The following is a 16,018-nucleotide window of genomic DNA, read 5'->3' as shown; positions in this document are numbered from 1 at the left end:
CACAGGTTCTTATTTACGACGTTGATGGCTGTATCGTCCCGCATTCGCTTTCTATTATTACTCCCACTTCTTACGGCGGGTGCCGTTCACGGTGCCCCGAATTCCTTTATGCATCAGGCAGAAAACCCCTTTGATAACAACGGGGACAGTTTGCCCGATCTCGGCATGGCGACGCCAACAGACGAGGGGGAAAAGCACCTGGCCGAAATGGCAAAAGCCTTTGGCGAAGCCAGTATGACCGATAACGGCCTCACCACCGGCGAGCAGGCGCGTCAGTTCGCGTTTGGTAAGGTGCGTGACGCGGTGAGCGGCGAGGTGAATCAGCAGATTGAGTCCTGGCTCTCGCCCTGGGGCAACGCCAGCGTCAATTTACTGGTGGATGACGAGGGGAACTTTAACGGCAGCAGCGGGAGCTGGTTCATCCCCTGGAATGATAACAACCGTTACCTGAGCTGGAGCCAGCTGGGGCTGACGCAGCAGAGTGACGGCCTGGTGAGCAATGCCGGCATCGGTCAGCGCTGGGTTGCCGGAAAATGGCTGCTCGGCTACAACACCTTTTACGATAACCTGCTCGATGAAAACCTGCAGCGTGCCGGGTTGGGCGCGGAGGCGTGGGGCGAGAATCTGCGTCTGTCTGCCAATTACTATCAACCGCTGGCCAGCTGGCGCGAGAGTTCGTACGTGCAGGAGCAGCGCATGGCGCGTGGCTATGACGTGACCGCTAAAGCCTGGCTGCCGTGGTTTCATCATTTCAACACCAGCGTCAGCTTTGAGCAGTACTTTGGTGACAACGTTGACCTGTTCAACAGTGGAACCGGCTATCACAACCCGGTGGCGGTCAACCTGGGGCTTAACTATACGCCTGTTCCGCTGGTCACCCTGACGGCGGCGCATAAGCAGGGCGAGAGCGGTGCGAGTCAGAACAACCTCGGGCTTAAGCTCAACTACCGCTTCGGCGTGCCCCTTGCCAAGCAGCTTTCTGCCAGCGAAGTTGCCGCCACGCGCTCCCTGCGCGGCAGTCGCTATGATTCACCGGAGCGGGATAATCTGCCGGTAATGGAGTTCCGCCAGCGCAAAACGCTCTCCGTCTGGCTGGCGACCCCGCCGTGGGATCTGAAAGGGGGCGAGACCGTGATGCTCAAGCTTCAGGTACGCAGCACTCACGGTATTCGGCAGATCCACTGGCAGGGCGATACCCAGGCATTGAGCCTGACCGCACCGGCCAACACGCACAGCAGCGACGGCTGGAGTGTGATTATGCCTGCCTGGGATGACAGTGACGGGGCGAAGAACCGCTGGCACCTGTCGGCGGTGGTTGAAGATGAAAAAGGACAGCGCGTCTCATCCAATGAGATCACGCTTACCGTGGTTCAGCCGCTTGTCGCGTTACCTGACGACGACCCGCGCTGGAAGTTACTCCCGAATGAGTAATCCTCAGAAAATGCGTTCCTGATGCACCCACACGGCGGCTTCAACGCGGGATTTTAACTTCATCTTCTTCAGCATATGTTTCACATGCACCTTGACCGTGCTTTCGGTGATATCCAGACGACGGGCGATCATTTTGTTCGGCAGACCCTGGGCAATCAGCTTCAGAATATCGCGCTCGCGCGGGGTTAACTGGCTGACGTCGCGGTCGGAGGTGGCGCGGTTTGCCCGCAGGCTGGCGGCCAGCACCGGGGTTAACGCCTCGCTCAGTACCATTTCGCCTGCGGCAGCCTGTTGCAGGGCCTTGAGCAGATCTTCCGGCTCCATATCTTTCAGCAGGTAGCCGTCTGCACCGCGTTTTAACGCCGTGACGACATCTTCTTCATGGTTTGAGACGCTGAAGACCACCACGCGTCCAGACAGCGATTTTTCACGCAGCTTATCGAGCGTCTCCAGACCGTTCATGCCTGGCATGTTGAGATCGAGCAGGATCAAATCAGGATCAAGCGATTCGGCAAGTTCAATGCCCTGTTCACCGTTGCTGGCTTCGCCAACGACGGTGATATCAGGTGCCATGCTGACCAGCTGTTTTACGCCAGTACGCAGCATCGGATGGTCGTCAATCAACAGGATGGATGCCGGTTCCTGATTAGTCATGGGTTTCTCCCTGGATAGTTGTGAGGGGTTTTTCGGGGATAAAGGTGACAACCACTTCTGTGCCACCTGTTTCTCGCCGACGAACCTGGCAATCACCGCGCAGGCTTTGGGCGCGGTCTCGCATGATAATTAAACCGTAATGGTTTGTCCGTTCGGCATTTTCCGGCACGCCGCGGCCGTTGTCATGAACCGTGAGCTTCACCTGATTATCGTGCTGGCTAACGGTAACGGTGACCGCCGTCGCGTCAGCGTGTTTTAGCACGTTGCTCAGCGCTTCGCGGGCGATCTGCAGTAAATGAATGGCCTGATGAGAAGGCACAAAACGAGGCGGTAACTGGTAATCGAGCTTCACCGGGAACCCCAGTCGGGCGCTAAATTCCTGGCAGCTTGCTTCCAGCGCCGGGCGCAGGCCGGGCTCGGTGAGCTGCAGGCGGAAGGTGGTCAGCAGTTCGCGAAGCTGTACCCAGGAGGTGTTCAGCTCGTTGCGGATCTGGCTCAGCAGCGCTTTGTTGCTTTCCGGCATTTCTGCGGCCTGCATTTGCAGACAGCTGACCTGCATTTTCATACAGGAGAGCGATTGGGCGATAGAGTCGTGGAGTTCGCGGGCGATGGTGGCGCGCTCTTCCATCACGATCAGCTGCTGCTGCTTCTCCTGATGGCGGTCTAGGGCCAGCGTGGCCGTCAGTTGTTCAACCAGCGTATCCACCAGTTGCTGCTGGTCGTGGCTCAGATGACGCCCGGCGGGCAGGGTCGCCAGCAGAATACCGTACTGGGTGTGGCTGTCTGTCAGCCGCCATTTTAGCGTCGTGCCGCTGGTGGTCAACGGCGGTAAGCCGCGTGGGCACAGGTGGCAGCCTTTGTCATCGCAGGTCATGTCTGACTGACAGGTAAACTCCTGGTGATTTTCTTCATCTTCCATGTCGTACACCCGAAGCTCCAGATCGTGCAGCAGGGTCAGATTCTGCAGGCCATTCAGGACCGGGGAGAGACGTTCGCACAGCGGCACCTGCATATGCAGGCGGCGATTAGCCTGCCACAGGAACGAGAGGATCTCGTTTTTCTGCTCCAGCCCCGCGGTTTTCTCCTGTACGCGTTTTTCCAGTACCGCGTAACTCTCGGCGAGTTCATCTGACATGGTGTTGAGCGCCTGGCCCAGCATCGCCATTTCGTTACGTCCGCTGATGTGGGTGCGCTGGGTAAAATCCCGGGCGGTCACCGCGCGGGCCATCGCCAGCAGTTGCTTCCAGGGATTCAGCAGCCGGGCGCGCAGCCAGACAATGGTGAAAATCAGCAGCAGCCCCATAAACAGCGCCATCGCCCGGTGGATCATCACCACCCGGTCGATGCGTAATTCGGTGGTTTGATCGAAAGAGGAGACCAGGGTATCAATGCGGGAAACGAACCCGGCGACATCATGGGCAACGGTATCAGGATTTTTCGCCTGCTTTAACCCCGGCTCCAGCTGAGTGTGCCAGTAGCCCTGAAGGGCTTTAAGCTGGGATTCCTGACCGGCACGAATCGCCGCACTTTCCAGTTCGGTGCTGAAAGCGGTATGTTCCATATCGTCCAGCAGCTTCTGATCGTCCTGGGTTAACGGCACCGATGCCAGTAGACGATAACTCTGCATGCGTAGTGAGCCTGCCTCGTTGATGGCATGGGCATTACCCTGTACACCCTGTACCAGCCAGCCGGAAATCGCCATGCCGGTCACGCCGATGGCGGTGGACAGCAAAACGATCAGGGCGACCTGATTGACGAGTGTTAGCGGAGATAAACATCTTTTTAACATAGAGTTGCCGGGCTCCTGACGTGGCCTGCTTGCAGGAATGGCGTTATTCTGGTGCATACCCTGGAGTATACCCATACCAATAAAGGATTACCTCTAAATTGCCAATGGGGTAAGGCTCAGGGGGAGGAATGGACAGCGAGACGTCAGTCCTGTGAAAAACCACGTCTTTTTTACCGTTTTACTCTACTCACTAAGGATGATGGCTTTTTTTTCGCCGCAAATCCTCCCACTTTTCCTTTGATTTATATCAACTTACCGCCGCCCTAAAACCCTAATGTTTGCAGCATCATTCGAGAATCAGAGGTGTCTATGAGTCACACATCCGCTCCCGAAAGGGAAAATGGTGCCGTTATAACTGACTGGCGTCCGGAAGATCCGGCGTTCTGGCAGCAGCGCGGCCACCGTGTCGCAAGCCGAAATCTGTGGATTTCCGTTCCATGTTTATTGTTAGCGTTTTGCGTATGGATGTTGTTCAGCGCGGTAGCGGTGAACCTGCCTAAGGTCGGATTTACCTTTACCACCGATCAGCTGTTTATGCTGACCGCGCTGCCGTCGCTGTCGGGAGCCTTGCTGCGCGTGCCTTACGCGTTCATGGTGCCGGTTTTTGGCGGCCGTCGCTGGACGGCGTTCAGTACCGGTATCATGATCGTGCCTTGCGTGTGGCTCGGTTTTGCGGTGCAGGACACCTCCACGCCGTTTAGCGTGTTCGTGATCATCTCTCTGCTCTGCGGCTTTGCGGGCGCAAACTTCGCGTCCAGCATGGCAAACATCAGCTTCTTCTTCCCGAAAGCGAAGCAGGGCGGTGCGCTGGGAATTAACGGCGGCCTGGGTAACATGGGCGTCAGCGTAATGCAGCTGATTGCACCGCTGGCGATCTCCGTCTCTATCTTCGCGGCGTTTGGCGGCGGTGGGGTGACGCAGGCAGATGGCTCTTCCCTCTATCTGCAAAACGCGGCCTGGATCTGGGTACCGTTCCTTGTGGTCTTTACCCTTGCGGCCTGGTTCTTTATGAATGACCTGTCTGCATCGAAGGCATCCCTGAGCGAGCAGTTGCCGGTGCTGAAGCGCGGCCACCTGTGGGTGATGGCGCTGCTCTATCTGGCGACCTTCGGCTCGTTCATTGGTTTCTCTGCGGGCTTTGCCATGCTGTCGAAAACCCAGTTCCCGGAGGTGCAAATTCTGCAGTTCGCCTTCTTCGGACCGTTTATTGGCGCGCTGGCGCGTTCGCTGGGCGGCATGGTCTCTGACCGTCTGGGCGGGACCCGCGTGACGCTGATTAACTTCGTTGTGATGGCTGTCTTCTGTGCGCTGCTGTTCCTGACCCTGCCAGCCGACGGACAGGGCGGTAACTTCATCGCCTTCTTCGGCGTGTTTATGGTGCTGTTCCTGACGGCCGGGCTGGGAAGTGCTTCTACCTTCCAGATGATCTCCGTCATCTTCCGTAAGCTGACCATGGACCGCGTGAAAGCGCAGGGCGGTAGCGAAGAGCAGGCCATGCGCGAAGCGGCAACGGATACGGCGGCAGCGCTGGGCTTTATCTCCGCGATTGGCGCTATCGGTGGCTTCTTTATTCCAAAAGCGTTCGGGATCTCTCTGGACCTGACCGGCTCTCCGGCAGGAGCAATGAAAGTATTCCTCGTTTTCTATATCGCCTGTGTCGCCATCACGTGGCTGGTATATGGCCGTAATTCCAAGAAAAATAAGTAAGTTTGATTATCCGTTTACGCGACCTTCGGGTCGCGTTTTTTTGTTTCCTCAGTAGTTACAACATACTCATGACTTTTCTAACGTCCCGCCCGCAGGTAACTCTGTGATCGCCATCGCTTTTCAGCCGAGCCTACCCCTTAATACCCGAGATGTTAAAAACAGGCGGGCTTATTGTACGATAAATAAAAAATTCTTTTAAAAATCATTATGATATAAAAATAAAAATTCTACCGCTTTGGTGGTATTCGCTATAACACCTTACTTCATAGTCCCCCTCCGTCTTGATCGTTATCAATTCTCCCTCTCTTACAGGACGTTACCTTCGCTGCAAATCAGCAATGTCGATTTAGAGAGCCACAGGCTCCACACAGGAGATACCCGATGAGCAAATTTTTGGACCGGTTTCGCTACTTCAAACAGAAGGGTGAAACTTTTGCCGATGGGCACGGCCAGGTTCTGGATACCAACCGGGACTGGGAAGACGGTTACCGCCAGCGCTGGCAGCATGACAAAGTCGTCCGTTCAACCCACGGTGTAAACTGCACGGGCTCGTGTAGCTGGAAGATTTTCGTTAAAAACGGTCTGGTGACCTGGGAAATGCAGCAGACCGACTATCCGCGCACCCGCCCGGATATGCCGAACCATGAACCACGTGGCTGCCCGCGTGGCGCCAGCTACTCCTGGTATCTCTACAGTGCGAACCGTCTTAAATATCCTCTGATGCGCAAGCGCCTGATGAAAATGTGGCGTGAAGCGAAGGTGCAGCACAGCGATCCGGTAGAGGCGTGGGCATCCATCATCGAAGACGCCGACAAAGCGAAAAGCTTCAAGCAGGCGCGTGGCCGCGGTGGTTTTGTTCGCTCCTCCTGGAAAGAGGTGAATGAGCTGATTGCCGCCTCTAACGTCTATACCGTCAAAACTTACGGTCCTGACCGCGTGGCAGGCTTCTCGCCGATCCCGGCGATGTCGATGGTCTCTTACGCTTCCGGCGCGCGCTATCTTTCCCTGATTGGGGGAACCTGTCTGAGCTTCTACGACTGGTACTGCGACCTGCCGCCAGCGTCTCCACAGACCTGGGGTGAGCAGACCGACGTGCCAGAGTCCGCCGACTGGTATAACTCCAGCTATATTATCGCCTGGGGTTCAAACGTACCGCAGACCCGTACCCCGGATGCCCACTTCTTTACTGAAGTGCGTTACAAAGGCACCAAAACTGTTGCGGTGACCCCGGACTACGCCGAAATTGCCAAGCTGTGTGACCTGTGGCTGGCGCCTAAACAGGGTACTGACTCCGCGATGGCGCTGGCGATGGGCCACGTCATGCTGCGTGAATTCCACCTCGATAAACCAAGCCAGTACTTCACCGATTACGTGCGTCGTTATACCGACATGCCTATGCTGGTGATGCTGGAAGAACGTGACGGCTACTACGCAGCAGGCCGTACGCTGCGTGCGGCAGATCTGATGGACGCGCTGGGCCAGGAAAACAACCCTGAGTGGAAAACCGTCGCGTATAACAGCAACGGTGAGCTGGTGGTGCCAAACGGTTCAATCGGCTTCCGCTGGGGTGAGAAGGGCAAATGGAACCTTGAACAACGTAACGGTACAACCGGCGAAGAGACCGAGCTGCGCCTGAGCATGCTGGGCAGCCAGGATGAGATCGCAGAAGTGGGCTTCCCGTACTTTGGCGGCGAAGGTTCTGAGCACTTCAACAAGGTCGAGCTACAGAACGTCCTGATGCACAAACTGCCGGTGAAACGCCTGCAGCTGGCCGACGGCTCTAGCGCCCTGGTGACCACCGTGTATGACCTGACGCTGGCCAACTACGGCCTAGAGCGCGGTCTGAACGATGAAAACTGCGCGACCAGCTATGACAATGTGAAGGCGTACACCCCAGCCTGGGCGGAGCAGATCACCGGCGTACCGCGTGCGCAGATCACCCGTATCGCCCGTGAATTCGCAGAAAACGCTGACAAAACCCATGGTCGTTCAATGATTATCGTCGGTGCCGGTCTGAACCACTGGTATCACCTCGATATGAACTACCGTGGCCTGATCAATATGCTGATCTTCTGCGGCTGTGTCGGTCAGAGCGGTGGCGGCTGGGCGCACTACGTGGGCCAGGAAAAACTGCGTCCGCAGACCGGCTGGCAGCCGCTGGCGTTTGCCCTTGACTGGCAGCGTCCGGCGCGTCATATGAACAGCACTTCCTACTTCTATAACCACTCCAGCCAGTGGCGCTATGAGACGGTTACCGCGCAGGAGCTGCTGTCGCCAATGGCGGATAAATCCCGCTACAGCGGTCATCTGATCGACTTTAACGTCCGCGCTGAACGCATGGGCTGGTTGCCGTCCGCGCCTCAGCTGGGCACTAACCCGCTGCGTATTGCGGAAGAGGCGAAGCAGGCAGGGATGTCGCCGGTGGATTACACCGTTAAGTCTCTGAAAGACGGTTCAATCCGTTTTGCGGCCGAGCAGCCGGAAAACGGTAAAAACCATCCGCGTAACCTGTTCATCTGGCGTTCCAACCTGCTGGGCTCGTCCGGTAAAGGCCACGAGTACATGCTGAAATACTTGCTCGGTACCGAAAACGGTATCCAGGGTAAAGATCTCGGCAAGCAGGGCGGCGTGAAGCCGGAAGAGGTGGAGTGGAAAGACAACGGTCTCGACGGCAAGCTGGATCTGGTGGTGACCCTCGACTTCCGTCTCTCCAGCACCTGCCTGTACTCCGATATCGTGCTGCCTACCGCTACCTGGTACGAAAAAGACGACATGAATACCTCGGATATGCATCCGTTTATTCATCCGCTGTCTGCGGCCGTTGACCCGGCGTGGGAATCAAAAAGCGACTGGGATATCTACAAAGACATCGCGAAGAAATTCTCTGAAGTCTGCGTAGGGCACCTGGGCAAAGAGACCGACGTGGTGACGCTGCCTATCCAGCACGACTCAGCTGCCGAACTGGCGCAGCCGCTGGACGTGAAGGACTGGAAAAAAGGTGAATGTGACCTGATCCCGGGCGTAACGGCACCGCACATTATTCCGGTGGAACGTGACTACCCGGCGACCTACGAGCGCTTTACCTCTATCGGCCCGCTGATGGAGAAAATCGGCAACGGCGGGAAAGGGATTGCCTGGAACACCCAGAGCGAAATGGATCTGCTGCGCAAGCTCAATTACACCAAAGCGGACGGCCCGGCCAAAGGCCAGCCAATGCTGAATACGGCGATTGATGCGGCAGAAATGATCCTGACCCTGGCACCGGAAACCAACGGCCAGGTTGCCGTGAAGGCCTGGAAAGCGCTGAGCGAATTTACCGGCCGCGACCACACGCATCTGGCGCTCAACAAAGAAGACGAAAAAATCCGCTTCCGCGATATTCAGGCGCAGCCGCGCAAAATTATCTCCAGCCCGACCTGGTCTGGCCTGGAAGATGAACATGTCTCTTATAACGCCGGGTATACCAACGTTCACGAGCTGATCCCATGGCGTACTCTGTCCGGTCGTCAGTCGCTGTATCAGGATCACCAGTGGATGCGTGACTTCGGTGAAAGCCTGCTGGTTTACCGTCCGCCAATCGACACCCGCTCCGTGAAAGCGGTGATGGGCGCGAAATCGAACGGTAACCCGGAGAAGGCGCTGAACTTCCTGACGCCGCACCAGAAGTGGGGGATCCACTCTACTTATAGCGACAACCTGCTGATGCTGACCTTGTCCCGCGGTGGTCCGATTGTGTGGATGAGTGAAGCGGACGCCAAGGATCTAGGTATTGAAGATAACGACTGGATCGAAGTGTTCAACAGCAACGGCGCCCTGACGGCGCGTGCGGTGGTGAGCCAGCGCGTACCGGCCGGGATGACCATGATGTACCACGCGCAGGAACGTATCGTGAACCTGCCGGGTTCAGAGATCACCGAGCAGCGCGGCGGTATTCACAACTCCGTGACCCGTATTACGCCGAAGCCGACCCACATGATCGGTGGCTATGCACAGCTGGCCTACGGCTTTAACTACTACGGTACGGTAGGTTCTAACCGCGATGAGTTCGTGGTGGTACGTAAGATGAAAAATATTAACTGGTTAGATGGCGAAGGTAATGACCAGGTACAGGAGAGCGTAAAATGAAAATTCGTTCACAAGTCGGCATGGTGCTGAATCTGGATAAATGCATCGGCTGTCATACCTGCTCAGTCACCTGTAAGAACGTCTGGACCAGCCGTGAAGGGATGGAATACGCCTGGTTCAACAACGTGGAAAGTAAGCCGGGTACCGGCTTCCCGACCGACTGGGAAAACCAGGAGAAGTGGAAGGGTGGCTGGATCCGTAAAATCAACGGTAAGCTGCAGCCGCGCATGGGTAACCGTGCGATGCTGCTGGGTAAAATCTTCGCCAACCCGCATCTGCCGGGTATCGAAGATTATTACGAGCCGTTTGACTACGACTACCAGAACCTGCATAACGCGCCGGAAAGTAAGCACCAGCCGATCGCCCGTCCTCGCTCCCTGATCACCGGTCAGCGCATGGACAAAATTACCAGCGGTCCAAACTGGGAAGAAATTCTGGGCGGCGAGTTCGAAAAACGCGCCAAAGACCAGAACTTCGAGAACATGCAGAAGGCGATGTACGGCCAGTTTGAAAACACCTTCATGATGTACCTGCCGCGTCTGTGTGAGCACTGCCTCAACCCGGCGTGCGTGGCGACCTGCCCGAGCGGCGCCATCTACAAGCGTGAAGAAGACGGCATCGTGCTGATCGACCAGGACAAGTGCCGCGGCTGGCGTATGTGCATCACCGGTTGTCCGTACAAAAAAATCTACTTCAACTGGAAGAGCGGTAAGTCTGAGAAGTGCATCTTCTGTTACCCGCGTATCGAAGCCGGTATGCCGACCGTTTGCTCTGAGAGCTGCGTAGGCCGTATTCGTTACCTCGGCGTGCTGCTGTATGACGCGGACGCGATTGAAAATGCCGCGAGCACCGAGAACGAGAAAGATCTGTACCAGCGTCAGCTGGACGTGTTCCTTGACCCGAACGATCCGAAAGTGATTGAGCAGGCGCTGAAAGACGGCATTCCGCAGAGCGTAATCGACGCGGCGCAGCAGTCTCCGGTATACAAAATGGCGATGGACTGGAAGCTGGCCCTGCCGCTGCACCCGGAATACCGCACGCTGCCGATGGTCTGGTACGTGCCGCCTCTGTCGCCGATTCAGTCAGCCGCGGATGCAGGCGAGCTGGGCAGCAACGGCATTCTGCCGGACGTGGAGAGCCTGCGTATCCCGGTTCAGTACCTGGCAAACCTGCTGACCGCAGGCGATACCCAGCCGGTACTGCTGGCGCTGAAACGTATGCTGGCGATGCGCCACTTCAAACGTGCGGAAACCGTGGACGGCGTGACCGACACCCGTGCTCTGGAAGAGGTCGGCCTGACCGAAGCGCAGGCCCAGGAGATGTACCGCTACCTGGCCATTGCCAACTACGAAGATCGTTTCGTGGTACCAAGCAGCCACCGTGAACTGGCCCGCGAAGCCTTCCCGGAGAAAAACGGTTGTGGCTTCAGCTTTGGCGACGGTTGCCACGGGTCTGACAGCAAATTCAACCTGTTCAACAGCCGCCGCATCGATGCCATGGATGTGACCAGCAAAACGGAGCCGCACCCATGATTGAACTCGTGATTGTTTCGCGTCTGCTGGAGTACCCGGATGCCGCGCTGGCGCAGCATCAGCAGGAACTCTTTGATGCGCTCGCGTCCTCTGAAAACCTCGATAAAGAAGATGCCCAGACACTGGGCATTTTCCTCCGCGACCTGTTAGCGCGCGATCTTCTCGATGCGCAGGCGGATTACAGCCAGCTGTTTGATCGCGGTCGTGCAACCTCGCTGCTGCTGTTTGAACACGTTCACGGGGAATCCCGCGATCGGGGTCAGGCGATGGTGGACCTGATGGCCCAGTACGAGCAGCACGGCCTGCAGCTCGATAGCCGCGAGCTGCCGGATCATCTGCCGCTGTACCTGGAGTATCTGGCGCAGTTGCCAAAAGAAGAAGCGCTGGGTGGTCTGCAGGACATCGCGCCGATTCTGGCGTTGCTCAGCGCCCGTCTTCAGCAGCGCGAGAGCCGCTACGCGGCGCTGTTTGGGGTGCTGGTGAAGCTGGCGAATGCCTCGGTCGACAGTGAAAAAGTGGCGGAGAAAATTGCGGACGAAGCCCGCGACGACACGCCACAGGCGCTGGATGCAGTCTGGGAAGAAGAGCAGGTGAAATTCTTTGCTGACCAGAGCTGCGGCGAATCTGAAATTTCGGCTCACCAGCGTCGTTTTGCCGGCGCGGTTGCCCCGCAATATTTGAATATCTCTAACGGAGGACGGCACTAATGCACTTCCTGAATATGTTCTTCTTTGACATTTACCCGTATATCGCGGGCACCGTGTTCCTGGTGGGAAGCTGGCTGCGTTATGACTATGGCCAGTACACCTGGCGTGCTGCCTCCAGCCAGATGCTGGATCGTAAAGGGATGCACGTTGCGTCTAACCTGTTCCACATCGGTATTCTGGGGATTTTTGCCGGCCACTTCCTGGGAATGCTGACGCCACACTGGATGTATGAAGCGTGGCTGCCCATCGAAGTGAAGCAGAAGATGGCGATGATCGCGGGTGGCGCTTGCGGCGTGATGACCCTGGTGGGTGGTCTGCTGCTGCTGAAACGCCGTCTGTTCAGTCCGCGTGTGCGGGCTACCACTACCACGGCGGATATCCTGATCCTCTCTCTGCTGATGGTTCAGTGCGCACTGGGTCTGCTGACCATTCCATTCTCGGCGCAGCATATGGACGGTAGCGAGATGATGAAGCTGGTGGGATGGGCGCAGTCCGTAGTGACCTTCCACGGAGGCGCATCTGAACATCTGGATGGGGTGGCGTTTATCTTCCGCCTGCACCTGGTGTTGGGTATGACCCTGTTTGTGCTGTTCCCGTTCTCTCGTCTGGTGCACATCTGGAGCGCGCCGGTGGAGTACCTGACGCGCAAATACCAGATTGTGCGTGCCCGTCGCTAATTTGTCGTTTTGATACTAACCCCGCATTCGCGGGGTTTTTTTTCGCCCCAGCCCAGATTATTGCCTGCCGCAGCAAACAGGATCAGCGCGCCGCCCGCCAGTTGGGTAATATCCAGCGAATGCCCGAAGACCACATTATCGACAACGATGGCTACTACCGGATAGATAAAGGACAGTGAACCGGTAATGGGCGTCGGAAGTTTTTGGATGGCGCTATACAACAGCTGATACATGATACCGGTATGGACAATGCCCAGCGTCAGTAAAATTGGCCACGGAAAATCAGCGGACAAGGCGGGCATACGGGCAAACGGCAGTAGCATTACCACGCCTGTCAGCACCTGAATAAACGCTATATGCTGTGGCGCGATGGATTTCAGTTTGCGGGCAATAATCGCCGTCAACGCATAGAAGAACGCCGCACCCAGTGCCAGACCGATCCCCGCGAGCCAGGCTGAGCCATGGGAACCGGACAGTTCGCCTGAGAGCAAAATTACCACCCCGCCGAAGGCAAGAAACAGCCAGCCCCATTTGACCAGACTGACGCGTTCGCCTAATAACATACCCATCATCACCAGCATAAAGGGCTGAGTGTTATAGACCACAGTGGAAAGGCCAATCGAAATACGTTCATAGGCAGCGAACAGCAGCAGCCAGTTCACCACTAATGCTACCCCGCCGAGAATAGCCAGCAGCAGAGAGGTGCGGGTGAGGGGACTAAAGGGTTTTTGGCTCATCCGAATGAAAATGAACAGTGCGATTGCGCCGATCAGACAGCGCCAGAAAACCACTTCTGACACTGGCAGTCCGGAGAGTAAAACAAACGCGCCAATCGAGCCGGAAATTAACATCGCCAGGCTCATTTGCCAGACGCCTTTATGTAAGTCACGCATCATTCACCTCCTGGTTGATGACGCTATTGTCGAAAATTGCTGTCGGGTGTTACAGGGTTGAGATAAGGTTAAATACGCGAATGACTTTTTAAAATTAGGTGAAAACGATGGAATACCTTCTCGATGATATCGATCGGCAAATTTTGGCTTGTCTGGTCGACGATGCGCGTATGTCGCTGAAGGTGCTCAGCGGCCGTATCGGTCTGACCTCGCCCAGCACGGCAGAACGCCTGAAAAGGCTGGAAGAGCGTGGAGTGATTCAGGGTTACGGTGCCCGGGTCAATCTGGCGGCGTTAGGTTATACGCTGCAGGCGCTGGTGCGGGTTCGCCCGTTGCCTGGACTGTTACATAAAGTGGATAAATACATCCATGCGATGCCGGAGTGCATTGAAAGTGACAAAGTGACCGGTGAAGACTGTTTTGTCATCCGGCTGGTGGTGCGGTCAATTGAGCAACTGGATGTGTTGCTGGACGGGCTGGCGGAGCATGCCCAGTGTAATACGTCGATTGTGAAGAGCTCACCGGTGAAGCGACGCTTGCCGCCGATGTAAACGTCTGTCGCCGGGTAGCGGCTACGCCTTACCCGGCCTACGAAAGTGTGCTCGGTTAGGTTTTATTATGATTTTTTGGAATTGATGGTGGTGGGGGAAGGATTACTCGGCGCGTTGCGCCCTGAGGCATGGAAGTAATGGTGGTGGGGGAAGGATTCGAACCTTCGAAGTCGATGACGGCAGATTTACAGTCTGCTCCCTTTGGCCGCTCGGGAACCCCACCAGGGGTAATTCAAATTTTGAGGTCGTGCTGAGAGATGGTGGTGGGGGAAGGATTCGAACCTTCGAAGTCGATGACGGCAGATTTACAGTCTGCTCCCTTTGGCCGCTCGGGAACCCCACCACGGGGTAATGCTTGTACTGGCCTGCTTCCTGCTGGAAGCGGGGCGCATCATATCAAATGACACGCCCCTGTAAAGCGTTACCACAAGAAAAATAAACTGGTTGCCTGATTTTTACCCGCAAAGCTGTAAAGCTAACCAATTCATTTCACTGTCGATTAAAGAATGATCGTTCTGTTCCCGTACACGAATACGCGCTGCGCCAGCACCTGATAGAGTGCGCGGCTCAGAACGTTTTTCTCAACATCGCGCCCGGCACGCATCATGTCTTCCGCCGTGTAGGTGTGATCCACATGAATCACATCCTGCATGATGATTGGGCCTTCATCCAGATTGTCATTTACGTAATGCGCCGTTGCGCCGATGATCTTCACGCCGCGTTCATAGGCCTGGTGGTATGGGCGTGCGCCAATAAAGGCGGGCAGGAAGGAGTGGTGAATGTTGATAATTTTGTTCGGGAAACGCGCCACGAAGGAGGGTGTCAGCACGCGCATGTATTTCGCCAGGACAACGTAGTCCGGGTTGTGCGCTTCAATAGCCTCAGCCATCAGGTTGTCGTGCTCTTCACGCGTATGGCCTTCATGGCTCACCAGCTCGAACGGAATATCAAAACGCTCTACCAGCGTACGCAGCGTCTCGTGGTTACCGATAACGGCGGCGATTTCGACATCCAGACCGCCGTAGTTTGCTTTCATCAGCAAATCGCCCAGGCAGTGGGCTTCTTTGGTCACCAGAATCACGATGCGACGACGTCCTGCTGGCGTCAGCTCGCGTACGGAACCTTCCGGCAACGCGCTGTCCAGATCGGCAAGCAGAGTGGTGTCGTTGAAAATACCTTCCAGTTCGGTACGCATGAAGAAACGACCGGTACGGTGGTCAACGAATTCGTTGTTCTGCACGATATTCAATTCATGTTTGTAACAGATGTTGGTAATTCGTGCGATCAGTCCTTTTTGATCGGGACAGATGGTGCGCAGAACTTTACGTTGTAGTGATTGCATCGCCGGGAAATCCTGTTTGAGTATTTGCGAAGTCTCGGTTGTCGGGCGTTACTGCCCGCAACACTTTTTAAATTTTTTACCAGAACCACAAGGGCAGGGATCGTTACGACCAAACTGCGGGCGCGTTCCGTCAATATAATACCATTGCCCGCTTTCCTTTAAGAACCGGGAACGCTCGATAATGGCACCCGGTTTATTGTGTTCAGTAAACCGGGCAACAAAGCTGACGTAACCTTCATTTTCGTGACTACCGGGTGCGGATTCATAAACGGTAAGACCGAGCCACTGGGTATTGGCGAACCCGGCTTCGATCTCCTGTTTGAAACTGGCGGCCTGGCATGAGGGGTGCCAGGTTTTAATCAGGTAGTCTGCGTCTTTGATCACAAAAGCGGTATACCGTGAACGCATAAGGTGTGATGGGTCTGGTGCAACCTGATCGCCAGAAAGATATCGCTGGCAACATAGGCTATACTCCAGAGCGCTACCACAGGGGCAGAGTTGAGACACGATTCTCTTCCTGGAACAAAAAATTAAGGGCGTAAAACGCTTCGGGTAGCACCATGTTAACTGAGCTGTTGCGTTGACGCTATGTCGGGAATCCAGGGGAAGT

12 protein-coding genes and 2 tRNA genes are annotated in these 16,018 nt (G+C 56.0%); 7 read left to right on the top strand and 7 right to left on the bottom strand.

The window, feature by feature from the left end; all coding sequences use genetic code 11:
* The first annotated feature begins 24 nt into the window (after nucleotides 1-24).
* Nucleotides 25-1,431 carry a YchO/YchP family invasin gene (locus AX755_RS15920; RefSeq protein ID WP_062857062.1) on the top strand — a complete coding sequence of 469 codons (1,407 nt, stop codon included), beginning with the start codon at nucleotides 25-27 and terminating at the stop codon, nucleotides 1,429-1,431.
* Between the two features lie 3 nt (nucleotides 1,432-1,434).
* On the opposite strand, the gene narL is transcribed toward AX755_RS15920, so the two are convergent.
* Together narL and narX are read right to left on the bottom strand one after the other, a co-directional pair.
* Nucleotides 1,435-2,085, bottom strand: coding sequence for a two-component system response regulator NarL (gene narL, locus AX755_RS15915; protein WP_003856701.1), 651 nt, complete (start codon nucleotides 2,083-2,085; stop codon nucleotides 1,435-1,437).
* Nucleotides 2,078-3,874: a nitrate/nitrite two-component system sensor histidine kinase NarX gene (narX, locus tag AX755_RS15910; RefSeq protein ID WP_013096254.1), complete on the bottom strand. Its 1,797-nt coding sequence runs from the start codon at nucleotides 3,872-3,874 to the stop codon at nucleotides 2,078-2,080. The genes narL and narX overlap by 8 nt, the downstream gene beginning before the upstream one ends.
* Before the next feature lie 309 nt (nucleotides 3,875-4,183).
* Here narX and AX755_RS15905 point away from each other — a divergent pair, with 309 nt between their 5' ends.
* The 5 genes from AX755_RS15905 (at nucleotide 4,184) to narI (ending at nucleotide 12,622) form a co-directional block, all read left to right on the top strand.
* On the top strand, nucleotides 4,184-5,581 hold the full coding sequence (locus AX755_RS15905) for a NarK family nitrate/nitrite MFS transporter (protein ID WP_013096255.1): 1,398 nt from the start codon (nucleotides 4,184-4,186) through the stop codon (nucleotides 5,579-5,581).
* Nucleotides 5,582-5,962: 381 nt separating this feature from the next.
* A complete protein-coding gene (locus AX755_RS15900; RefSeq protein ID WP_062857061.1) occupies nucleotides 5,963-9,706 on the top strand; it encodes a nitrate reductase subunit alpha in 3,744 nt (1,247 codons plus the stop codon).
* Entirely contained in the window at nucleotides 9,703-11,238 is a 1,536-nt protein-coding gene (gene narH / locus AX755_RS15895) for a nitrate reductase subunit beta (RefSeq protein ID WP_013096257.1), read from the top strand. Before AX755_RS15900 ends, narH begins: the two co-directional genes overlap by 4 nt.
* On the top strand, nucleotides 11,235-11,945 hold the full coding sequence (gene narJ / locus AX755_RS15890; protein WP_062857060.1) for a nitrate reductase molybdenum cofactor assembly chaperone: 711 nt from the start codon (nucleotides 11,235-11,237) through the stop codon (nucleotides 11,943-11,945). The genes narH and narJ overlap by 4 nt, the downstream gene beginning before the upstream one ends.
* Nucleotides 11,945-12,622, top strand: coding sequence for a respiratory nitrate reductase subunit gamma (narI, locus tag AX755_RS15885; protein ID WP_013096259.1), 678 nt, complete (start codon nucleotides 11,945-11,947; stop codon nucleotides 12,620-12,622). The genes narJ and narI overlap by 1 nt, the downstream gene beginning before the upstream one ends.
* On the opposite strand, the gene AX755_RS15880 is transcribed toward narI, so the two are convergent.
* A complete protein-coding gene (locus tag AX755_RS15880) occupies nucleotides 12,619-13,515 on the bottom strand; it encodes a DMT family transporter (protein ID WP_062857059.1) in 897 nt (298 codons plus the stop codon). The two genes, narI and AX755_RS15880, sit on opposite strands and share 4 nt — an antisense overlap.
* Before the next feature lie 107 nt (nucleotides 13,516-13,622).
* Between AX755_RS15880 and AX755_RS15875 the strand changes: the two genes are divergently transcribed.
* The gene (locus AX755_RS15875; RefSeq protein ID WP_062857058.1) at nucleotides 13,623-14,066 is read left to right on the top strand and encodes an Lrp/AsnC family transcriptional regulator; all 444 of its coding nucleotides are present in this window, start codon (nucleotides 13,623-13,625) and stop codon (nucleotides 14,064-14,066) included.
* Nucleotides 14,067-14,204: 138 nt separating this feature from the next.
* Here AX755_RS15875 and AX755_RS15870 read toward each other — a convergent pair.
* The 4 genes from AX755_RS15870 to AX755_RS15855 form a co-directional block, all read right to left on the bottom strand.
* Nucleotides 14,205-14,289, bottom strand: a tRNA-Tyr gene (locus AX755_RS15870).
* 35 nt (nucleotides 14,290-14,324) lie between these two features.
* Nucleotides 14,325-14,409, bottom strand: a tRNA-Tyr gene (locus AX755_RS15865).
* 156 nt (nucleotides 14,410-14,565) lie between these two features.
* Complete coding sequence (purU, locus tag AX755_RS15860; protein ID WP_013096262.1) at nucleotides 14,566-15,408, bottom strand: formyltetrahydrofolate deformylase; 843 nt, start codon at nucleotides 15,406-15,408, stop codon at nucleotides 14,566-14,568.
* A 48-nt stretch (nucleotides 15,409-15,456) separates the two neighbouring features.
* On the bottom strand, nucleotides 15,457-15,915 hold the full coding sequence (locus AX755_RS15855) for a YchJ family protein (protein WP_029883447.1): 459 nt from the start codon (nucleotides 15,913-15,915) through the stop codon (nucleotides 15,457-15,459).
* Between the last annotated feature and the right edge of the window lie 103 nt (nucleotides 15,916-16,018).

It is taken from the genome of Enterobacter sp. SENG-6 (assembly GCF_001605945.1).
GTDB lineage: Bacteria > Pseudomonadota > Gammaproteobacteria > Enterobacterales > Enterobacteriaceae > Enterobacter > Enterobacter cloacae.
Note: the sequence above shows the minus strand (reverse complement) of the source record. Positions and strands in the feature narration are given on the sequence as shown.

What these genes read in the sequence shown, in the direction of transcription:
- AX755_RS15905 (WP_013096255.1), top strand. Translation starts at nt 4,184, where the DNA reads ATGAGTCACACATCCGCTCCCGAAAGGGAAAATGGTGCCGTTATAACT.
- AX755_RS15920 (WP_062857062.1), top strand. Translation starts at nt 25, where the DNA reads ATGGCTGTATCGTCCCGCATTCGCTTTCTATTATTACTCCCACTTCTT.
- narX (WP_013096254.1), bottom strand. Translation starts at nt 3,874, where the DNA reads ATGTTAAAAAGATGTTTATCTCCGCTAACACTCGTCAATCAGGTCGCC.
- AX755_RS15875 (WP_062857058.1), top strand. Translation starts at nt 13,623, where the DNA reads ATGGAATACCTTCTCGATGATATCGATCGGCAAATTTTGGCTTGTCTG.
- purU (WP_013096262.1), bottom strand. Translation starts at nt 15,408, where the DNA reads ATGCAATCACTACAACGTAAAGTTCTGCGCACCATCTGTCCCGATCAA.
- narH (WP_013096257.1), top strand. Translation starts at nt 9,703, where the DNA reads ATGAAAATTCGTTCACAAGTCGGCATGGTGCTGAATCTGGATAAATGC.
- narJ (WP_062857060.1), top strand. Translation starts at nt 11,235, where the DNA reads ATGATTGAACTCGTGATTGTTTCGCGTCTGCTGGAGTACCCGGATGCC.
- narL (WP_003856701.1), bottom strand. Translation starts at nt 2,085, where the DNA reads ATGACTAATCAGGAACCGGCATCCATCCTGTTGATTGACGACCATCCG.
- AX755_RS15900 (WP_062857061.1), top strand. Translation starts at nt 5,963, where the DNA reads ATGAGCAAATTTTTGGACCGGTTTCGCTACTTCAAACAGAAGGGTGAA.
- AX755_RS15880 (WP_062857059.1), bottom strand. Translation starts at nt 13,515, where the DNA reads ATGCGTGACTTACATAAAGGCGTCTGGCAAATGAGCCTGGCGATGTTA.
- narI (WP_013096259.1), top strand. Translation starts at nt 11,945, where the DNA reads ATGCACTTCCTGAATATGTTCTTCTTTGACATTTACCCGTATATCGCG.